Origin of the sequence: Streptomyces sp. NBC_01283 (genome assembly GCF_041435335.1) — a bacterium.
GTDB lineage: Bacteria > Actinomycetota > Actinomycetes > Streptomycetales > Streptomycetaceae > Streptomyces.
In genome coordinates, this window is the sequence record NZ_CP108430.1 from 1,564,051 (window position 1) to 1,581,602 (window position 17,552).

A 17,552-nucleotide genomic window follows, 5' to 3' on the forward strand; every position below is an offset into this window, starting at 1 on the left:
GAGTGCGGTCGGCCGTTGGAGGGGCCTGCTGCCTATCCGGCGAGGTTGAGGTTGTGCAGGCGGGCGATGCCGAGCATCGCGTGATGGACACCGTCGCCCCTGAGTCGGCAATCCCGCAGGATCTTCCAGCACTTCGTGCGGGCGAAGACGTGCTCGACGCGGGCACGGACCTGTTTGTGGGAGGTGTTGTGCGTCTTTTGCCAGTCGGCCAGCTCTTCGCCTTTACGGCGGCGGTGCGGCGTCACCAGGCTGGTGCCCGGATAGCCTCCGTCCGCGATGGTCATTGTCTTGCCGACGGCGTCCTTCGCTCCGGATTCCTCCCACGCCCTGCAGTCGTTGCGGTTGCCTGGCAGCGGCTGGCCGACGACCACGACGAGCCGGGTGTCGGCATCGATGACGACCTGGTGGTTCGGGGAGTAGCGGTAGTTCTTCGACTGCTGGGCCACCGCGTGGTCGCGAGTGGGCACCAGGGTGCCGTCCACGATCAGCACGGTGTCCTTCGCGAACCGTTGCCTCGGCTGAAGTGCGAGCTTCGGTCCGAGATGGTCGATGATCCGGTCGGCGGCGGATTTCGAGACGCCGAACAGCGGGGCGAGTTGACGCAGTGTCAGGTTGGTGCGCCAGTACGCCGCGACCAGCAGTACCCGGTCCTCCAACGACAGGCTCCACGGCCGCCCGCGTCGCGGCTCGTCCGAGACCTCACGCCGCACCGCGGTCATCAACTTGCCGAAGCAGCGCGGGCTCAGCCCGGTGAACGGGGCTATCCAGGACGGCTCCGACGCCGTGATCACACCAGCCACCCCAAGATCATCGCACCTGTGACCAGGCGTTACGGGACAAGCCTTAGGAGGAGTCCTGCGATGGCCAGGCCGGTACATGGCCGTCCCCTGACGGACGAGGATGGCCGCACCCTGCTGCGGTTCGTGCGCCGCGGACGACATGGCGCGATCAAGGCGAGGGGGGGCGATGATGGTCCTGGCCTCGCCTTCGGGCAACACCAACGAGGCGATCGCCGCGTTGGTCGTTGCCGATCCGCACACCGTCCGCGATGTGCTCCACGCGTTCAACGGCCGCGGCCTGGAATGCCTGGAGCCCCGATGGTCCGGCGGCCGGCCCACGGCGGATCACCGAGCCCCACGAGGCATACATCGTCGAAGTAGCCACAACGCGGCCTAGCAAGCTTGTGCCAGCCCTATACCCACTGGAGCTTGCGCAAGCTGGCCGACTACCTGCGCCACCAGAACCGCCCGGTAGCCATCCACCGGGAGCGACTGCAAGTGTTGCTGCACCGTCACCACGGCTCCTTCCAGCGCACCCGCACCTGAAAGGCAAACCACCGACAGGGACGCAGACGGCGAGGTGGAACCAGGTCGCGGCCCTGCGGTGTGATGCCCGGTACGTTCCGATGGGGCCGCTGCTGCCCCGGTGATCACCGATCTTTGTGGTTCGCCTCGGCTCGCAAGTGGTTCCTCAACCCGGCCCACACCCCCGACCGCGATCATGTGCATGGGCAGGAAGTGGCTCGCCCGTAGGTCACGGTCAGCAGGAACCTGCCGTGGTCCGCGCCAAAGCGGGGCGGTCCAGGCGAAGTCTGCATGGACGCTCTGGAGCGACAGAGCCCTACGGAACGCCCAGGAGTTCCATGATGCGTTCCCTCACGCGGTCGGTGAAATTCGTGACTTCACGCTTGTCTGCGCCGAACTCCACAGCCCTTTCGACTTGCCACTCGGAAAAGAGCGGGGCGAACCAGGTCAGCTTGACGAAGTCTGGGTGAAGGGGCTCCCCTTCCGAGATCTCGATGGAATTGAGCAGCTCGATGTACCGCTCTCCGAGGGAGGGGTCGTACTCTCCGTCTCTGAGCTTGCCCAGGGGGCCTTGTTCCGGGTCCCAGGCGAGGTCGAGGGCTTCCAGGGTCTGTGGGTCCGAGTGCTTCATGACCAAACTCCAATGATTGCTTCCTTGGGGATTTTACCGAAGATGAGGACTTCTTGATCCTTCCTGGCGTAGAAGTCGATGCGCCCCTTGCCGGGAAATCCAGCGGATACGTCTTCTATTCGAGAGCCGATCTTGGATAGGTCGATGGCCACAACGCCGTTCCCCTGGTTGTACTTTTCGAACGCTGCGCTGGGGAGCTTCGTGGTCGAGATCCATGGGCTCATCCTCTTCCCTGCCACGTGGGACAGGGGTGAGACAATGACGGCGCTGGGGTCTCGCGCCACAAGCCCCAGTGCCGGATCTTCGCCCCTGGCCAGCGAGCGGAAGACGATCCCGGGGAAGGCGTCAGCGTCCGTCGGGTACGTGCATTTCAGCCCCAGGGGGTCAACCCAGATATGCGGGTTGGGGACGTAGCTGACCGGATTGGGCGCTGGGGCGAGGCCGAGAGGGTCGAGTGTGAAATAGCGTGCAGTCTGAGGGTCGTAGTAGCGAAGATAGTTGTAGTGAAGACCGGTTTCAGGATCGAAGTACTGTCCCGGGAAACGCAAGGGTGTAAACGCGGCACCATCGGTGGCCCATGCGGTGGAGCCCCACAGCGTGCTGCGGGTACGCCAGGCTATGTCGCCGTGCTCGTCAATGAGTTCGGTCGGTGTGCCGACGAGATCGGTGACGATCGCGAAAAAGCGGGAGTCGATCTCGTCTTGCGGTGCGTCGGCGGCGGCAATGCGTTCGATCTGGGCGACAGGTCGCAGGCCGTCGTGGTCCCAGGTGAGCGTGACCGGTTTCGGCAGTTCCGCCGAGGCGCTGGTCTGTTCGCAGAGGGTGGTGCCGTCCCAGGTGAAGTCGACGCGCTCGAGGATGGATTGTCCGTCGTCGGCCAGGCGGAGCTTGGCGATACGGCGGCCGAGGGCGTCGTAGTGGTAGCGCCATCGGGTCCCGTCCGGGGTGATGACCGACACCAGGCGGTCTTCGGCGTCCCAGACGTATTGCCACGTGTCTGGTTTACGCGACAAGCGGCGTTGCCGGCGCAGGGTGACGCGTCCGGCGGCGTCGTGTTCGTAGCGGATGCGGCCGGCTTGGGTGATGCGGGTGCCGGCGTAGGTTCGAGTGCCGGTGGCCTCGTGATCGGGGTGAGTGGAGGGCCAGGAGGCGTGGGTCTGGTTGCCGGTCTCGTCGTAGGCATAGGCCTCGGTCCAGTCGCCGGCGTGGACTCCGGTGACACGGCCCGTGGAGTCGAGGTCGAAGCGGCGGGACCCGTTGATCTGGTCGTCGAGGGCGGCCAGGGAGCCGTCGGCCCGGTAGGTGTAGGCGCGTTGCTGGACGGTGGTGCCGGTGGCGTTGGCGACCGTATGGCTGGTCAGCCGCCCGAGGGGATCGTAGGTGCTGGCCAGAGTGAGTTCGTCGCCGATGCGGCGGGAGAGCTCATGCCCGGCTGCATCGTGCTCGGAGGTCAGGGTGCGGCCGCCGGTCGCCAGATGGGTGCGGTTGCCTGCGGCGTCGTAGGCGTATGTGCTCGTCGCGCCGGTGGGGGTGGTGCGGGATGTGGGGCGCCCCAGGTGATCGTAGGTGTAGCGGGTGGTGCGGTTGTTGACTGTCTCGGAAAGGAGTTGTCCCGCCGCATCACGGTGGAGGTGCAGTACTGCGTCGGGGCTATTGGCCGAGGTCAGGCGGCCTGCGGCGTCATAGGTGTAGGTGGTGACGGCGCCGGCCGCGTCCTTGACGAGGGTGCGGCCCATGGGGTCGCGTTCGTAGCGGATGGTCTGCTCGGCAGCGGTGGTGCGGGCTGTGAGCCGACCTGCGGCGTCATGGACGTAGGCGAGGCTGCGACCGTCGAAGTCCGTCTCGCCGACCAGGGAGCCCGCGGGGTCGAAGTGATACGTCCAGGTCGCGCCCAGTGGATTGGCGACCTGGGTGAGACGGCGTTCTGTGTCATGGGTGAAGGTGTAGCGCAAACCGTCGGGACCGGTGCGGGCCGAGAGCAGGTCGAAGTGGGTGTACTCGAAGCGGGATATACGGCCGAGCCCATCGGTGTGCGTGATGCAGTTGCCTTCGGCGTCGTACTCCCATGACTCGCTGGTTCCATCCGGGAGGGTGTGGGAGGTGATCTTCCCTTCCACTGTCCAGGCCAGATGGGTTCTGGCTCCCAGCGGGTCGGTGATGGTGACCGGCCGGCCGAACGAGTCGCGTTCGTAGCTGATGCGGGCGCCGAGCGGGTCAGTGACCTTGATCGGGAGCCCTGCCGTGTCGGTGCGTACCCGCAGGGTGTTGCCCAAGGCGTCGGTGACGCTGGAGAGATGGCCCGCCGAGGTGAAGGTGTAGTGAGTGGTCCCCCCGGCCGGATCGGTCAGGGCGATGCGGTTACCGCGTTCGTCGTAGGCGTGGAGCCACTGGCCGCCGTCGGCCTCGGTGATAGCTGTTGGCAGGCCGAGTTCGTTGTATTCCGCGCGCGCTTCGTGGTGGTCCGGGAGCTGGACGGAGGTGACGCGGCTCTGCTCGTCGTAGGTGTATCGGGTGGTGTGGCCGAGGGGATCGGTCACCGCCGTGAGCCGGTGCTCGCTGTCCCATTCCTGGAGCGTGGTATTCCCGAGCGGGTCGGTCTCTCGGGTCAGGCGCAGTGCCTCGTTGTGTTCGTAACGGCTGATGTGCCCGAGCGAGTTGGTGGCCGTGGTGACGCGCGCCGCGGCGTCGTAGTCGAGGGTGCCGGAGAGGAAACCGTCGCTGCCCGCGGTGCGAATGACCCGCCCGTGCTCGTCGTAGGAGTAGGCGTAGGAGGTGTCGTTGCGGTCGGTCCACGAGGTGATGCGGCCCGCGGCATCGTATGTGTACCGCATGGGCAGAGCGGAGGAGTTGGTGACCTCGGTGAGGTGTCCGTCGTCGTTGTAGCCGTAGGAGATGAGGACCGTGCCGTCGGCGTCGGGGTGTTTGGGGTCGAGCAGGCGCAGGCCGCTGATGCGGGGCAGGTCGCGGTGGTGGTCGATGGCGATGCGGTAGCCGCCGGAGTGGGCAACCTCCACCGGAGTGCCGTCGGATGTGTAGCGCAGGGTGATGCGCTGGCCATTGCGGTCCACGACGGCCTGCAGGGGCAGGTCGACCGCCTGCCCGTCGTCGATGGGACACGGGGAGTGGAAGACGTAGGAGTGCCCGGTGTCCGGGTCAGTCAGGCGTAGAGCGCCGTCGACTTCCGTGTCCCAGGTCAGAGGTATTCGGGGGCCGAGTTCGGCGTAGACAGGATCGTTTCTGCCGACGGTCGGGAGCGGATAGACCAGCCGCGCGCCGTCGGGTGCGGCGTAGGTGATCGCGTCATCGTCGATCTGGAGGCGCTGATCGAGGGTGGAAGCCCAGGAAGGGCCGAACCACCCGCCCCACCGGTACGACGACACATGCGTCCGCGTCAGCATCAGGGGCAGCGATCCGAGTATTTCGACGTCAGTCTGGGGCAGCAGCATGTCGCCGGTTGCCACGTCGATCGGGTCGAACTTGCACTTCTTGAGCACAGCTCGGATGGAGGCTGGCAGCTTCTCCATTTCCGAGGGGCGCAGCTTGAGCCGAGACAGGCCGGAGCCGTCGAGCCCCAACGTCTTGCCGAGTTTGGCGAGCTCGCTGGGCTTGAGTTTTGCCCAGGCCCTTGCCGAGGACCTTGCCCAGGCCGCCCGCACCGACTCCGAAAGCGGCCCCCAGGCCCAGGGTCTCCGCCAGTTTCTCCGGATCCTTGAACGTCCCCGGATCCTGCAACAGGGCGTCGAAGGCCGAGAACTTCATGCCCTCGCCGGCGAGCTTGCCGGCCTTCGCAATCGTCTTGATCTCTCCGAGAGCCTTCAGCGCCCGCCCCAGGCCGCGTATCGCCTCCATGACGGTGCGGATGACCGAGGCCATGCGGGTCCCGGACTTCTCGATCCGGGCGATCAGCGCCACTACCTTCGCGGCCCGTGCACCAGCCGCGAGGCTGCCGGCGATCGCGGAGAGGCCGCCGGTCAGCACGGACAGGGCCAGGCCCGCGATTTCGAACTCGGCGATCTCCGCGAGGATCACGCCGATCTCGGAAAGGAGTTCGTGGGCTTCGTCGGCGAAGTCGTCCAGTGCCTTGGCGCCGTCGCGCAGCGAGTCAGCCATGTCGGTGGCCTGCGTTCGGCTGGCCTCGGCCCGCTTGTGGAGTGCCTTGGCGGCTTGGCCGTCCCACTCCAGACCCTGGAGCGCCGACTTGGCGTCGTGAGCGGCGGCGTCGAGGCCCTTGGCCAGGGCCCGCCACTGCTTGGCGATCTCGCGGATACCGTCGGGGTCGACGGCGGGGTCGGTGATGCCGAGGAACTCCAGGCCGCTGGCGAGGGTGTCGCCGAAGGCGTGGTTGGCTTTGTTGATCCAGTGCAGCGGGTTGAGGTCTTCGGCGTCTATGTCAATGTCGATGTCGCCGGGGATGATATCGAAGCCCATGTACGGCTCAGCCCTTCTTGGCGCGGGCCGCGGCGGTCAGCAGGACGTCCAGCAGGTCGAAGGCGTCGGAGACGTGGCCCAGGAACTTCGCCTCGGCCTCCCACTCCTTGTGCAGGTTCTTGGTGAGTTTGGCGATGGTGTCCATGCCGTCCTGGATGTCGTCCTTGGCGCTCATCAGCGAGCCCAGCACGCCGAAGGCGGACAGGTCATGTGACGCGGCCTTGAAGTCATGGAGCGGCTTGCGCGTGTGGTGATCCACCTTGCCCAGCGCGGAGGCCGCTTTATGCAGGGCTTCCGCATCCTTCTTCAAGTCCGACATGCTGCCCGCCCCCGTGGGTTGAGATGGTTCTGTCCGTGGTGTGCTGACCGGCCGACGGCCTCGGTCAGCGGTTGATGGACTGGATCTCCTGGACGTTCACGTCCTGGGTGGTCTCGAAGGTGCCGTCCGGCAGGTCGCCCTTCACGCCACCCGTGCCGTTCCAGGAGACCTTCCAAGTGACGGACGCCTTGAACTGGTACGGGCCAGTCCCGGACGTGGACCTGAGGTAGGCCATCCCACACGGCGGCTCTTGGTCCGCCTTCCCCTTCGCATACGGCTCGCCGATGCTGCCGTCCGCGTTGATCGGACAGTCACCGGATGCCGGGAAGACCTTGGCTTGCTCGGTACCTGGCTCGATGTGGAGGCCGACAGGTTCGGCGGTGGTCGTCGCCGTCATGTCCAGGGTCGGCAGGCTGGCGGTGACGGACACGGGCTTGAACGTGGCCTTGTCGAGCCACAACCAGGTGTTGAGATTCACCTTCTGCGCGCCCTGCGGCTTCATGGTCACAGAGGTGTCAGGCACCCGGATTTTTTCATAGGCGAGCCCGGCGAGAATCTCGGGCGAAATGGCGTGCTCAACCTTGGGGTCATCGCCCTTCTTGACCCACCACGGGTCGCGGAACATGCACTCCCAGGCGGCGGTTTCATCCATCCGGTCACGGTTGACGAAGTGGCCCCACCAGTAGCCATCGTCCTTGTCCTTCATGTGGAAGTCCGCGTCGGGCTTCCCTTTTCCGAACTGCTTTTTCTCTTCCTTCACCCACTCCACCTGGTCGCCTCCGACGGACCAGCTGTCCTTCATGTACGCCTTGTACTGGCCGGGTGTGTACTTTGGCGCAAACCAGCAGGGCGGCGGCGTCCAGTCACCCACAGGCTGGATGGCGCCGACATTCCCGCCCGATCCGTTCCTGGAAAGGTTGTAGGTGATCTTGGCCCCGATCTCCTGCCCCGCCTTCTCTCCAGCTGGCTGGCCTCCCTGAGAGCCTGGCTTCGCTCCACCTCCTGGGGCACGCCCTTCAGCGAAGGCGACCGGCGAGCCCGAGACAATCACGGTGGTCAGCGCGCCGATGACCAGCCCGCACTTCGCGGTCCTCGTCAACGACACTGCTGAGCCCCCCTCTTCGACATCATCTGCTCGGCCTGCCAGACACCCTTCGAGTCCTTCTCAAGGTGCAGGGTGTAGAAGACGTACGCGTCGCTGCTCGACGAAACGCCATCAGAGCGCTTACCGGTCTTGCGGTCCTTGTTGTATGCCTTGGTTTCGTCGCCGCAATAAGTGAGCCCCGCAGATCCGTCCTTGAGGAACGTCACCTCGCGGTTGTAATAGCGCACCGTTCCGCTGACGGACTGTCCAGCGTCTACAAACTGCTGCACCCAATCCACGCTGACCTTCAAGGCGTCACTCTTGGCATAGAACCTCAAGGCCGAGGACTTCGGGTTCCCGCGGATGATGGCATCATCCGTGGCTCGAATAAATTCCCGGTTGTCATTGAGCACAGACGCCTCTTTCGCGTCATCAGACTCCTCGAAGACGAGCTTGTCGTCCTTCGGGAGCTTGATCTCCGGCCGGTCAATCCCGTCCGCTGTCGCGGATGACGACGGTGACGCCGTCCTCTTCGAGCCGGTGTCCGCCCCGGCGATCTTGTCGTTGCCCTTGTTGTCGTCCGAGCCGCCGCAGGCGCTCAGCAACAGGGCGGCGGAGGCCGCGAGCGCGGCCGCCACGAGCCGGGTCGTGCGGTTCACAGCTGTCTCCAGTGAGGTGAGGGTTAACTCGAGCGAAGCAACGCTATCCGTGACCGCCTGGTGACGATGAGAGTGGGTCGGGCTTCGGCTGAGACGTACCGGGCATACCTGCCGATGCCAGCCGTTTTCTCCTGTGTATGGCTTCGCCGCCGGGCCGGGAAACGCCCTGAGCCGAACGAAACGGCTCAACTAGGAGTTCGACGGCAGCTTGGCCACTGAGTCTGGCGCTGCCTCGGGGGTTTGCGGCCGATGCTACGCAGGAGACGTGCTGTCCCGAATGGGGTTTTCTCGGGGGCCGCCCGGCTCCGTGCTCTGCTCGGCGTCCGTGGTGGTGCCGCTGTGCCCGGTGCGGCTCACTCGACCTCACGGACGTGGTGAACGTGGACCGCAAGCAGCCCCTTGATCCTCGGCCCCACCGCTGTCCTTGCCGATTACCTCATCCACCCTGGTCAGAACGGATACACCTGATCACCGAGTTGCTGCCTCCGCAGGTGTGGCCCGGGGCTCTGGCGGCGCGGCCATGACCTCGGCATGATGATCGCTCGTGCTGTGGGAACTCGCTTACCTGGGCGTGACGAACGCCTTCGCGATGCTGCGCCTGCTCCCCATGACCGACCGGGACAAGGACACAGAGATCCTGGCCCTGCGCCACCAGATCGCGGTACTGGAGCGGCAGCTGAACGGAAACCGAGTCGCCTTCACCGCAGGCGATCGAGCGTTCCTGGCAGCGCTCTTGAACGGCCTCCCGAAGAATGTTCTTCGGCGTATGCGGCTGCTGGTGCGACCTGACACGGTCCTGCGCTGGCACCGTGACCTGGTCGCGCGCCGGCACGCCATCCGGTCCTGACCCCTTCGAGAAGGCCGACCGCGGACCGTCCGCTCCATCCGAGCCCTCGTCCTGCGCCTGGCCCGAGAGAACCCCACTTGGGGATATCGGCGCCTGCACGGCGAACTGCTTGTACTCGGAGTGAAAGTAGCCGCGTCAACCGTCTGGGAAATACTGAAGGACGCCGGCATCCCACCCGCCCCCGAACGGGCGTCGAGCACGTGGGCGGACTTCCTACGCTCCCAAAGCGACGCCTTCCTGGCCTGCGATTTCTTCGAAACCGTCACCCTGTCAGGAGCCCGGCTCTACGTATTCGCGGTGATCGAACACGCAAGCCGCCGCATCCGCATTCTGGGCGCCACCGCGCATCCCAACGCGCCCTGGGTAACGCAGACAGCCAAGAACCTCGTCATGGACCTTGAAGACCGCTGCAGCCGAGCGCGGTTCCTGATCCGGGACAGGGACGGCAAGTTCCCTGCCCTGTTCGACGCCATTCTCGCCGACGCCGGCATAGAGGTCGTCCTCAGCGGCGTACGCATACCGCGTATGAACGCGATCATGGAACGCTGCGTGGAGACCTGCCGACGAGAACTGCTGGACCGCACCCTCGTCTGGAACCACCGGCACCTTCTCCACGCTCTCCGCGAGTTCGAGCAGTTCTACAACAAGCATCGGCCGCATCAGGGCATCGCCAACTCCCGCCCACTGCACACCCTCCCCGCACCCATCACCGATCCCGAGCAGATCAACCGCCTCGACATACGAAGACGCGACCGCCTGGGCGGCATCCTCCACGAATACCAACATGCAGCCTGACCTGCACGGATGAGCTTTTCGGCAAGGACAAGCTCAGAGACTCGGGTGCCACTCCTCCGTACAGGCGGAGGTGAGTTGTCGTCATCAACCTGCGCCCAGCCGACCCTCTGCGGGAGCACCCCACACGCCAGAGGGCCAAGCTCACCAGCGGTACGTCCGCCGATGCCTGGGCAGCCGCGTGAGCGGCGCGCTCGTCCTGGACAGCGAGGGCCTGGCCAAGGCCGTGCAGCGCAAGCGCGAGGTCCACGAGTGGCTCACCGCCGCCCGCGACGCCGATCCACCGGTGATCACCTCGGCCGCGGTGTTCGTCGAGGTGATCCCCCCCCTGATCAACGACACCGCCTTGAGCGGTGGCACCCCGACTCGCCCGGTCCCGCTCCTGTCGTCGAGGAGGTCGGTCAGCTCGCCGCCCGTACCGCGTCCCTGATCAGGTCGGCGACCTGTGTGGGCTCGGAGAGGAGGACGGCGTGGGAGGCGTCCGGAAGTTCGACAACTACGGCGCCGGCCCGTGCAGCGCCGAAGCGCTGGACCTCGGGGCTGATCGTGCGGTCCGCCCCGGCCACCAGGGCCCAGGACGGTTTGGTCCGCCACGCCGCCGCGGACGCGGTCTCGGTGAAGGCGGCCGTGGCGAGCGGGCGTTGGGCCGCTGCCAGGACGGCGGCGACGCTCTCGGGCACGTCCGCCGCGAACACGGAGGGAAAGGCCGTCTCCTCAATGGTGACCTCGACCCCGGACTCGCCGTCGAGGAGTGGGTAGGTCCACGTCTTCAGACTGCCCGTCAGCGGGGACTCGGGAAAGCCTCCTTGGAGCTGGCCGAGGCTCTCGCCCTCGTGGGGCACGTAGGCGGCCACGTATACGAGCCCCACGACGTTCTCCGCGGCGCCGGCCACGGTGATCAGCGCACCGCCGTACGAGTGGCCGACGAGTACGGCGGGGCCTTCGACCTGGGCCAGGACGGAGGCGAGGTAGGCGGCGTCCGAGGTCAGGCCCCGCAGCGGGTTCGACGGAGCGATCACCGGGATACCGCTGTTCCGCAGTTCCGAGATGACGCCTATCCAGCCTGTCGCGTCGGTGAAGGCACCGTGCACGAGGACGACGGTGGGGTTGGTCATGCGAGTTCTCTTCTCGGTGTCGGGCCACGTGCGGGGCGTCGTCACGACGGTCCAGGGCGCGGCCCGGAATGCGGCAAGAGGTCCGTGAGACGGTTACTCACGGTAGGACCGTGGAAGCGGCACTACTTGTACGTGGGCGCATCCGTGCTGGCACGACGGCGCACACGCGTCTCAGCGGCTTCGCTCGTCCTGGGCGCCGGCAGTCGTCGTCGTGAAGGCCGAGGTCGCCAGCGCCTGCCATTCGCTGGGACTCATGCCGTAAGCCCCGCGGAACGTGCGGCTGAAGTGCGAGGGGCTGCTGAAGCCCCAGCGGTGTGCCACCGCCGACATGGTGATCCTCCGGTTGGAGCGGCCCAGTTCGAGCCGGCAGAACTCGAGCCTGCGCCGCCGCACCCAGTGGCTCACCGTGCTGCCGTCGTTCTGGAAGAGTTTCTGCAGGTACCGGACGGAGATGTGGTGGGCGCGTGCGATCGACTCCGGTGAGAGGTCCGGGTCCATCAGATGTTCTTCGATGTAGCCGTGGATACGGGACAGCATCTCGTTGACGGCCCCGGACGCGTCCTCGGCCTCGTCCGTCGTATCCGCTTCGAGGAGCTCCATCACCAGGACGGAGAGGAGGTGTACGGCCGTCCGGGCACGCCGGTCCCCGATCGTGGACCGGCGGAACTCGGCCTTGGCGGCGAGCGCGGTCAGGAAGTCGGACGCCAGCGCCCCGATCCCCTCCCCGCCGCGTACGGGTACGCCGAGCACCTGGTTCAGTTCCGGCTCCGTGACGCCCAGATAGCAGCGGGGCACCCGGAAGAAGATCATCCGGCAGTCCTCGCCGAACCGCAGCAGGTGCTGTCGGGCCGGGTCGCAGAAGACCAGGTCGTTCGGCTCCAGCAGGGTCTCGGCACGCCCGTGGACGACAGTGACGGGCCCGCGGACATGGACGCCGAGGTAGACATGGTTCCGGTCGTTCGTCTCCGGCATCTCGGAGAGCATCTGGACCAGCCACCCCGAGCGGGGGGAGGGCGAGGCCGGATCGGGCGCTTGTCGGGGCGTCCGTTCGGGCACACGAGACATCAGTGTGAGGGTCATGGAGGTCCTAGCCGTAGGTGCGTGGTGCGTGCGGGCGGAGGGGGATTCACACCCCGTTCGCCGTCTCCTCGGCCAGGAACTTCTCCAGCACGGCATTGAAGGCCGGCGGGTTCTCCAGGAAGGGGAAGTGCGAGCTCGCCACGTCGGAGGTGAAGACGTGCAGGCGTGCGCCGGGAATCCGCTCGGCGACGAAGCGCTGGGAATCGGGGTGCACATGGCTTCCCTCGCAGCCGATCACCAGGGTCGGCACATCGATCCGGGGAAGCACGTCGCGCCAGTCCTGCGCGCAGTGGTCGAACAGCAGCGGTACGCCCGCGTAGGCGGGTGTCGACCGGATCTCCTCGTGGACGAAGGCGAGCACCTCGGGGTCGGGCTCGCCGGAGAACATGCCGCGCACGAAGTCGGCGCGGACCGTGTCGCCCTCTTCACCCGCGAGGGCCGCGCCCAGGTACAACAGCCCCGATACATCGAAGATGGCGCCGGAGTCCCGCTGTTCCCGCTCGGTCATCCAGGGCACGGCGGCGACCGCCGCGGGCTGGTCGACGGCGACGAAGCGCCGTATCCGTCCGGTCCCGTACTGGTCGATGAAGCTCCACCACACCGAGACGCCCATGGACCAGCCCAATGCATCGAAACGGGCCAGCCCGAGATGGTCGACGAGTTCGAGCACGTCCCGGGAGAGCCGGGCGATGCGGTAGCCGTGACGCGGCTTGCCGGACTTCCCATGGCCGCGGAGGTCGACGGTGACGACGCGGCGGCCGGGCGCCAGCCCCTCGACCTGGTGGCGGAACATCGCCTGCGTCTGCCCCCAGCCGTGCAGCATCACCAGCGGGACGCCCGCGCCGCCGGTGTCCTGGTACGCGAGCCGTGCGCCGTCCGTCGTGATCAGTTCCTTCATGACCTCTCCCCTGGTCAGAGGCGGCACATCGGTCCCGCCCGTCTCGGACATCATCGAATGGGGCCCGCCGCCCGCACCACCGCGAGCTGTAGGAATCGGGGCGTGAATCCTTCTCGCTTTGTCGAAGTCGCGTCGCCGAAGCGCGTCCGTGGTCAGGCGGTCCCGTCAGCGCCCGGGGCGAGGAGTTCCTCGATCCTGAGGCCGAGGTGCAGCGTGAACCGGTGGGCGCCGTCGTCGAGGTCGAGTCCGGTGATCTCCTGGATCTGGCGCAGGCGGTAGTAGAGCGAGGTGCGGTGGATTCCCAGCGTGTCCGCGGTCCGGGGTATCGATCCCGCGTGTTCGAGGAAGCAGCGCAGGGTGTCCCGCAGGCGGTCGCCGCCATGAGTGCCACTCAGGACGCGGAGCGGTTTCGGGATCAAGGACGCGTTCAGGGCGTGCTCGGGGAGCTGGAGCAGCACCGCGAGCTCCCCGAGCAGCTCCCAGTCACCGGCACTCTTCAGGGTGGGCAGTCGGTGCGCCGCGCGTGCCGCCACGAGCGCCTGCTCGTACGACGTCCAGGCGTCGTCCAGGCTGGGGTGCCGGCCGCCGACGCCGATCACGGCGTCCGCCGTCGGGCCCAGGAAGGTGCGGAGTTCGTCCAGAATGCGAGCGGACTGAGCGGTGACCTCGTCCTGCCCGGGTGGGCGATCGCGCAGCTGGAGCAGTATCGCCCGCTCCTTGTCGACCGCGATGAGGCCCTGGGTCGAACGCGTCTGCCGGAACCCCTCCAGAGCTCCCCACAGGGCCGCCTCGCACTGCCGCACGAGCTCCGTCGCGCAGCTCAGCCGGACGATGGTGACCAGGACGTGCTCGGCCGCTCCGAGCAGTCCGAGCTCCTTGCCCCGCCGCCGTGCGGTGGTACGGGCGGCGACGTCGGTGCCGACGAGTTCGAGGACGAGGTCCCGCTCGTCGGCCTTCCGGGTGTCGCCGGCGATGTGCTCTCCGTGCATCTGGGCGGCCATGGCGTCCGCGGACCGGGCGATGGCACGTGTCTCGTCCTCCGTGAGCGTCTTCCCGGGCACGACCACCATGAGCAGTCCGAGGAGATGCCCGCGCTCGCGCAGGGGCACCACGTAACGGGGCAGCAGTCCGAGGGCGTCACGGCCGTCGATGAATCCGGCCCGGGACCACTGGGTCACGCCCTGGGCGAGGACGTACCGGATGGTCGCGTTGTCGGCGCGGCCCTGCAACAGGGTGCCGATGCGGACCCGGTCCTCGTCGCCGAAGTGGCGGCTCGTGCAGACCATCCGGACCAGCGGGTCGTCGACGGCGACGGACCGGCCGATCCGCTCCGCGAGCTCGTCGACGAGCGCCTGGAGCTCGGGGCTTCCAGGGCGGGCTCGCTGGAGCCTTACGGTCATGCGCTGTTCCTCTCTCGACCAACGTTCCCCGCGGGCTACTCCATGCCCGCGGCTCTTGATCAGTCTGAGGAAGCGACGACGGCGGCACATCACACGAATCGTGCATTGTCATGACGCCCGCAGGGGATACGAAGCAACTACTCTCCGCTGTCGCGCTTCTTCACCAGCCGGGTCAGCGCCACGCGCGAGGTGATGTCCAGCTTGGTGAAGGCCCGGCGCAGGTGCGAACCCACCGTGTGCGGCGAGAGGGAGAGGTGCTCGGCCACCTGTTGGTTGGTCAGCCCGCGGGCCACGAGCCGTATCACCCGTATCTCCGCGGCCGTCAGCTCGGGCCACGCACCGGAGAGTCCGGTCGTCGAGGGCCGACGGCGGACACCGGCTGCCCGGAGGCGCCGGCGGACGCGTGCGACGTCCCGCTCGGCGCCCGCTCGCGCGTAGAGCGCGAGGGCCGTGTCGAAGTACGGCACCGCTTCGGACCTGCGGGTGGCCGCCAGCTTGCGTCCGGCGTCCTCCAGTGCCGACGCCCGGGCCAACGGCCGAGGGCAGTCCTCGTACAACCGGACGGCGCGTACGAGAGGGGCGAGGTCGTTGTCCAGGAGCCCGCGGGCGTGCGCGGCGGTGGCGGCGAGCAGCCTGAGGCGCGGGTTGAGCGCGGCCAGTCGCTCGGCCAGGGTGACTGCCTGCGCGGCCCGTTCGTGCGCGCCGGCACGCAGCGCCAGGCGGACGAGGACCGGGGCGTCGGCGGGGTCGACCAAGCCGGCGTAGGCCGGCCGGTCCGCGGCGGGTGACGTCATCATCTCGTCGAGTTCGGCCATGGCACGGTCGGGCCGGCCTTCGAAGTCGGCCATCAGTGCCAGCATCCAGGAGCCGAAGTGCCGGACTACGGGGGCGTCGTCGCTCCGCATGCGCCGCGCCTGCGCCGCGTACGCCCGTGCGGTCTGCCGGTCGCCGGTGTGGAGGGCGACGCGCATCATCACGTACCGGAGCGTGACATCGGCGAGGTTGCCGGGCCCTGGATCGTCGGCCGTCGCGGACGCGGCTTCGGCGTCCGCTCGGGCGTCCGCCAGCCGTCCGGCCTCCAGGAGGATGCGGGAGCGGGTCATGAGCCACATACGGGTGGCCGCCGTCCGGCCCTGCTCCCCGGTGATCCGGATGCCGTCCTCCGCGGCGGCGAGCGCCTCCGCCGAGCGTCCGGTGGTGTTCGACAGGAGAGCGTGCCACAAGGCCTCGGGAACCCACAGCGAGGTGCTGACGCCCAGGGCGTCGGCCAGCGCGGCGGCCCGCTCGGCCTGCCGGAACGCCTCGGTCAAGTCCATGCGGTGGAAACTCACGGCGGAGCGGACCGTCGTCAGCGTGGCCTCGGCGGACCGGTCCCCCGCTGCCGCCGCGGTCTCCCACGCCTGCGTGGCGACCTGCTCGGCCGCCGAGTGCTCGCCCGACATCGACAGGCCCACGGCGAGCATGGCGAGCAGCCGTCCCCTGACATCCACGGGTGTCCCGGGCAGTGCTGCCCCTGCGCGGGCCTGCCGGATCGCCTCGGAGAAGTCGAACAGTACGGCGAGGCGTGCCAGGGCAAGGCGTATGCGCGCCTCGTCCTCCGGTCCGAGACCGCCGGTCGCCAGGGCGGCGGCCCCCAGCTCACGCGCTTGGGCGGCCCGGCCCGTCTGCCAGAGCAGCGGGATCGTCTCGGCGACGACCCGCGGCCGCTCCGGGGCATCCGCGGTGGTGAGTTCGAGGGCCTTGAGGCTCCGTTCCGCGGCAAGTCCCGGAGCGGTGACCGCGAGTTCCGCCGCGGCGGTGCGCAGCCGGTCGGCCTCCGTCGCGTCTTCCGGCCCCGCCCTCCCGGCCGACGACCCGGGACACTCGGCGGGGAAGGCCACGCTCCCCGGCGGCGGCTCGGCGGCCCGGTCGTGCCCGGCCCGTCGCAGGGCCAGGGGGAGTCCGACTTCCACCGCCTCGCGGATCAGGTCGTGGCGGAAGGCGAGGTGATCGCCGTCTTCGGCGAGCAGATCGGCGTCGAGGGATTCCCGCACCGCGGTGATGAGCGCCGCCGAGGACCTGCCGAGCAGTTCGGCCAGCAGCGCGATGGTGACCGGGCCGCCCACGGCTGCCACTGTCTGGACCAGCTCCCGTGCCTCGTCGGACAGCTGGTCGAGGCGGCGCACGACAGAGGGGAGTTCCCGTGGGGCGGGGGGTCCGGCCGACAGCCTGGCCGTGCCGTTCTCGATCGTCACCGCCTCCCGCAGCGGGCCGAGCAGCTCGACCAGCAGCTGCGGGACCCCTTCGGCGCGGCGGACGACGCGGAGGACGTCCGGGTCGGGAGCGGCACCGAGGACGTCCTCGGTGATCCCCGCGGTCGCCCGCTCGTCGAGCGTTCCCAGCGCCAGCTCGTGTGCGCCTGCCCGCCGGATCCTGTCCAGGGTCGTGCGCACTCCCGACGGCACGCTGCCGCCGCGCACGGCGACCAGCCACAGGATGGCGTGCGACGAGAGTCCGGCCGCGAGGGTGTTGAAGGTGAGAAGGGTCAGGTCGTCGCACCACTGGAGGTCGTCGAGGACGACGAGCAGGGGGCCGTTCCGGGCCGTCTCCCTCAAGCGGTCCCCCAGTTCCTGGAGCAGCCAGAAGCGCCGGCCGGGTGTCGTGGCGAGGTCCCTGAGGCGGACGGCGCCCGACAGCGGTTCCTCGCCGGAGAGCAGACCGTCGAGGAGCGGGCCGAGCGGCGCGAACCGTTCGCCCGGGGCCGCCGCTCCTTCGAACACCCTCGTTCCGCGCCGCCCCGCGGCTGCCGCGGCCTCCGCGAGGACCCTGGACCTGCCGATGCCGACGGGGCCTTGGACGCGGATGATCCCGCCTTCGCCCCGGTCGAGCGCGTCGAGCCGCGCCTCGATGAACGCCAGTTCGGCGTCCCTGCCGTGGGGGGAAGCCCGTACACGATCGAGGTCGCCGGGCACGGTCCTCGTCGTCACTCGGTTCACGCTCATACGGCGGAACAGTA

The 17,552-nt window shown here is 68.1% G+C and carries 12 protein-coding genes and 2 pseudogenes; 2 read left to right on the forward strand and 12 right to left on the reverse strand.

Features of this window, described 5'->3' with window-relative positions:
* Positions 1–32: 32 nt before the first annotated feature.
* The 7 genes from OG302_RS07255 to OG302_RS07285 all read right to left on the reverse strand — a co-directional run bounded on the left by OG302_RS07255 (position 33) and on the right by OG302_RS07285 (position 8,425).
* On the reverse strand, positions 33–800 hold the full coding sequence (locus OG302_RS07255; protein ID WP_371525979.1) for a transposase: 768 nt from the start codon (positions 798–800) through the stop codon (positions 33–35).
* Positions 801–1,620: 820 nt separating this feature from the next.
* Positions 1,621–1,935 carry a hypothetical protein gene (locus OG302_RS07260; RefSeq protein ID WP_371525980.1) on the reverse strand — a complete coding sequence of 105 codons (315 nt, stop codon included), beginning with the start codon at positions 1,933–1,935 and terminating at the stop codon, positions 1,621–1,623.
* Positions 1,932–5,429, reverse strand: coding sequence for a DUF6531 domain-containing protein (locus tag OG302_RS07265; protein WP_371525981.1), 3,498 nt, complete (start codon positions 5,427–5,429; stop codon positions 1,932–1,934). Before OG302_RS07265 ends, OG302_RS07260 begins: the two co-directional genes overlap by 4 nt.
* Complete coding sequence (locus OG302_RS07270) at positions 5,362–6,363, reverse strand: WXG100 family type VII secretion target (protein ID WP_371525982.1); 1,002 nt, start codon at positions 6,361–6,363, stop codon at positions 5,362–5,364. The genes OG302_RS07265 and OG302_RS07270 overlap by 68 nt, the downstream gene beginning before the upstream one ends.
* Positions 6,364–6,370: 7 nt before the next feature.
* On the reverse strand, positions 6,371–6,682 hold the full coding sequence (locus tag OG302_RS07275) for a hypothetical protein (RefSeq protein WP_371525983.1): 312 nt from the start codon (positions 6,680–6,682) through the stop codon (positions 6,371–6,373).
* A gap of 64 nt (positions 6,683–6,746) precedes the next feature.
* On the reverse strand, positions 6,747–7,787 hold the full coding sequence (locus OG302_RS07280) for a hypothetical protein (RefSeq protein ID WP_371525984.1): 1,041 nt from the start codon (positions 7,785–7,787) through the stop codon (positions 6,747–6,749).
* On the reverse strand, positions 7,778–8,425 hold the full coding sequence (locus OG302_RS07285; RefSeq protein ID WP_371525985.1) for a hypothetical protein: 648 nt from the start codon (positions 8,423–8,425) through the stop codon (positions 7,778–7,780). Before OG302_RS07285 ends, OG302_RS07280 begins: the two co-directional genes overlap by 10 nt.
* Positions 8,426–8,969: 544 nt before the next feature.
* On the opposite strand from OG302_RS07285, the pseudogene OG302_RS07290 reads away from it, so the two are divergent.
* Positions 8,970–10,067 (forward strand): annotated as a pseudogene (locus OG302_RS07290) (integrase core domain-containing protein).
* Positions 10,068–10,245: 178 nt separating this feature from the next.
* Positions 10,246–10,413: pseudogene (locus tag OG302_RS07295) on the forward strand (DNA-binding protein); the annotation flags it as partial.
* Between the two features lie 52 nt (positions 10,414–10,465).
* Here OG302_RS07295 and OG302_RS07300 read toward each other — a convergent pair.
* The 5 genes from OG302_RS07300 to OG302_RS07320 all read right to left on the reverse strand — a co-directional run bounded on the left by OG302_RS07300 (position 10,466) and on the right by OG302_RS07320 (position 17,538).
* Positions 10,466–11,179 (reverse strand): alpha/beta fold hydrolase, encoded by a 714-nt coding sequence (locus OG302_RS07300; protein ID WP_371525986.1) that lies wholly within the window; start codon positions 11,177–11,179, stop codon positions 10,466–10,468.
* 171 nt (positions 11,180–11,350) lie between these two features.
* A complete protein-coding gene (locus OG302_RS07305) occupies positions 11,351–12,244 on the reverse strand; it encodes a helix-turn-helix domain-containing protein (protein WP_371525987.1) in 894 nt (297 codons plus the stop codon).
* Between the two features lie 61 nt (positions 12,245–12,305).
* Positions 12,306–13,157, reverse strand: coding sequence for an alpha/beta fold hydrolase (locus OG302_RS07310; RefSeq protein WP_371525988.1), 852 nt, complete (start codon positions 13,155–13,157; stop codon positions 12,306–12,308).
* A gap of 152 nt (positions 13,158–13,309) precedes the next feature.
* Entirely contained in the window at positions 13,310–14,557 is a 1,248-nt protein-coding gene (locus tag OG302_RS07315; protein ID WP_371525989.1) for a PucR family transcriptional regulator, read from the reverse strand.
* 137 nt (positions 14,558–14,694) lie between these two features.
* Positions 14,695–17,538: an AAA family ATPase gene (locus OG302_RS07320; protein ID WP_371525990.1), complete on the reverse strand. Its 2,844-nt coding sequence runs from the start codon at positions 17,536–17,538 to the stop codon at positions 14,695–14,697.
* Positions 17,539–17,552: the final 14 nt, after the last annotated feature.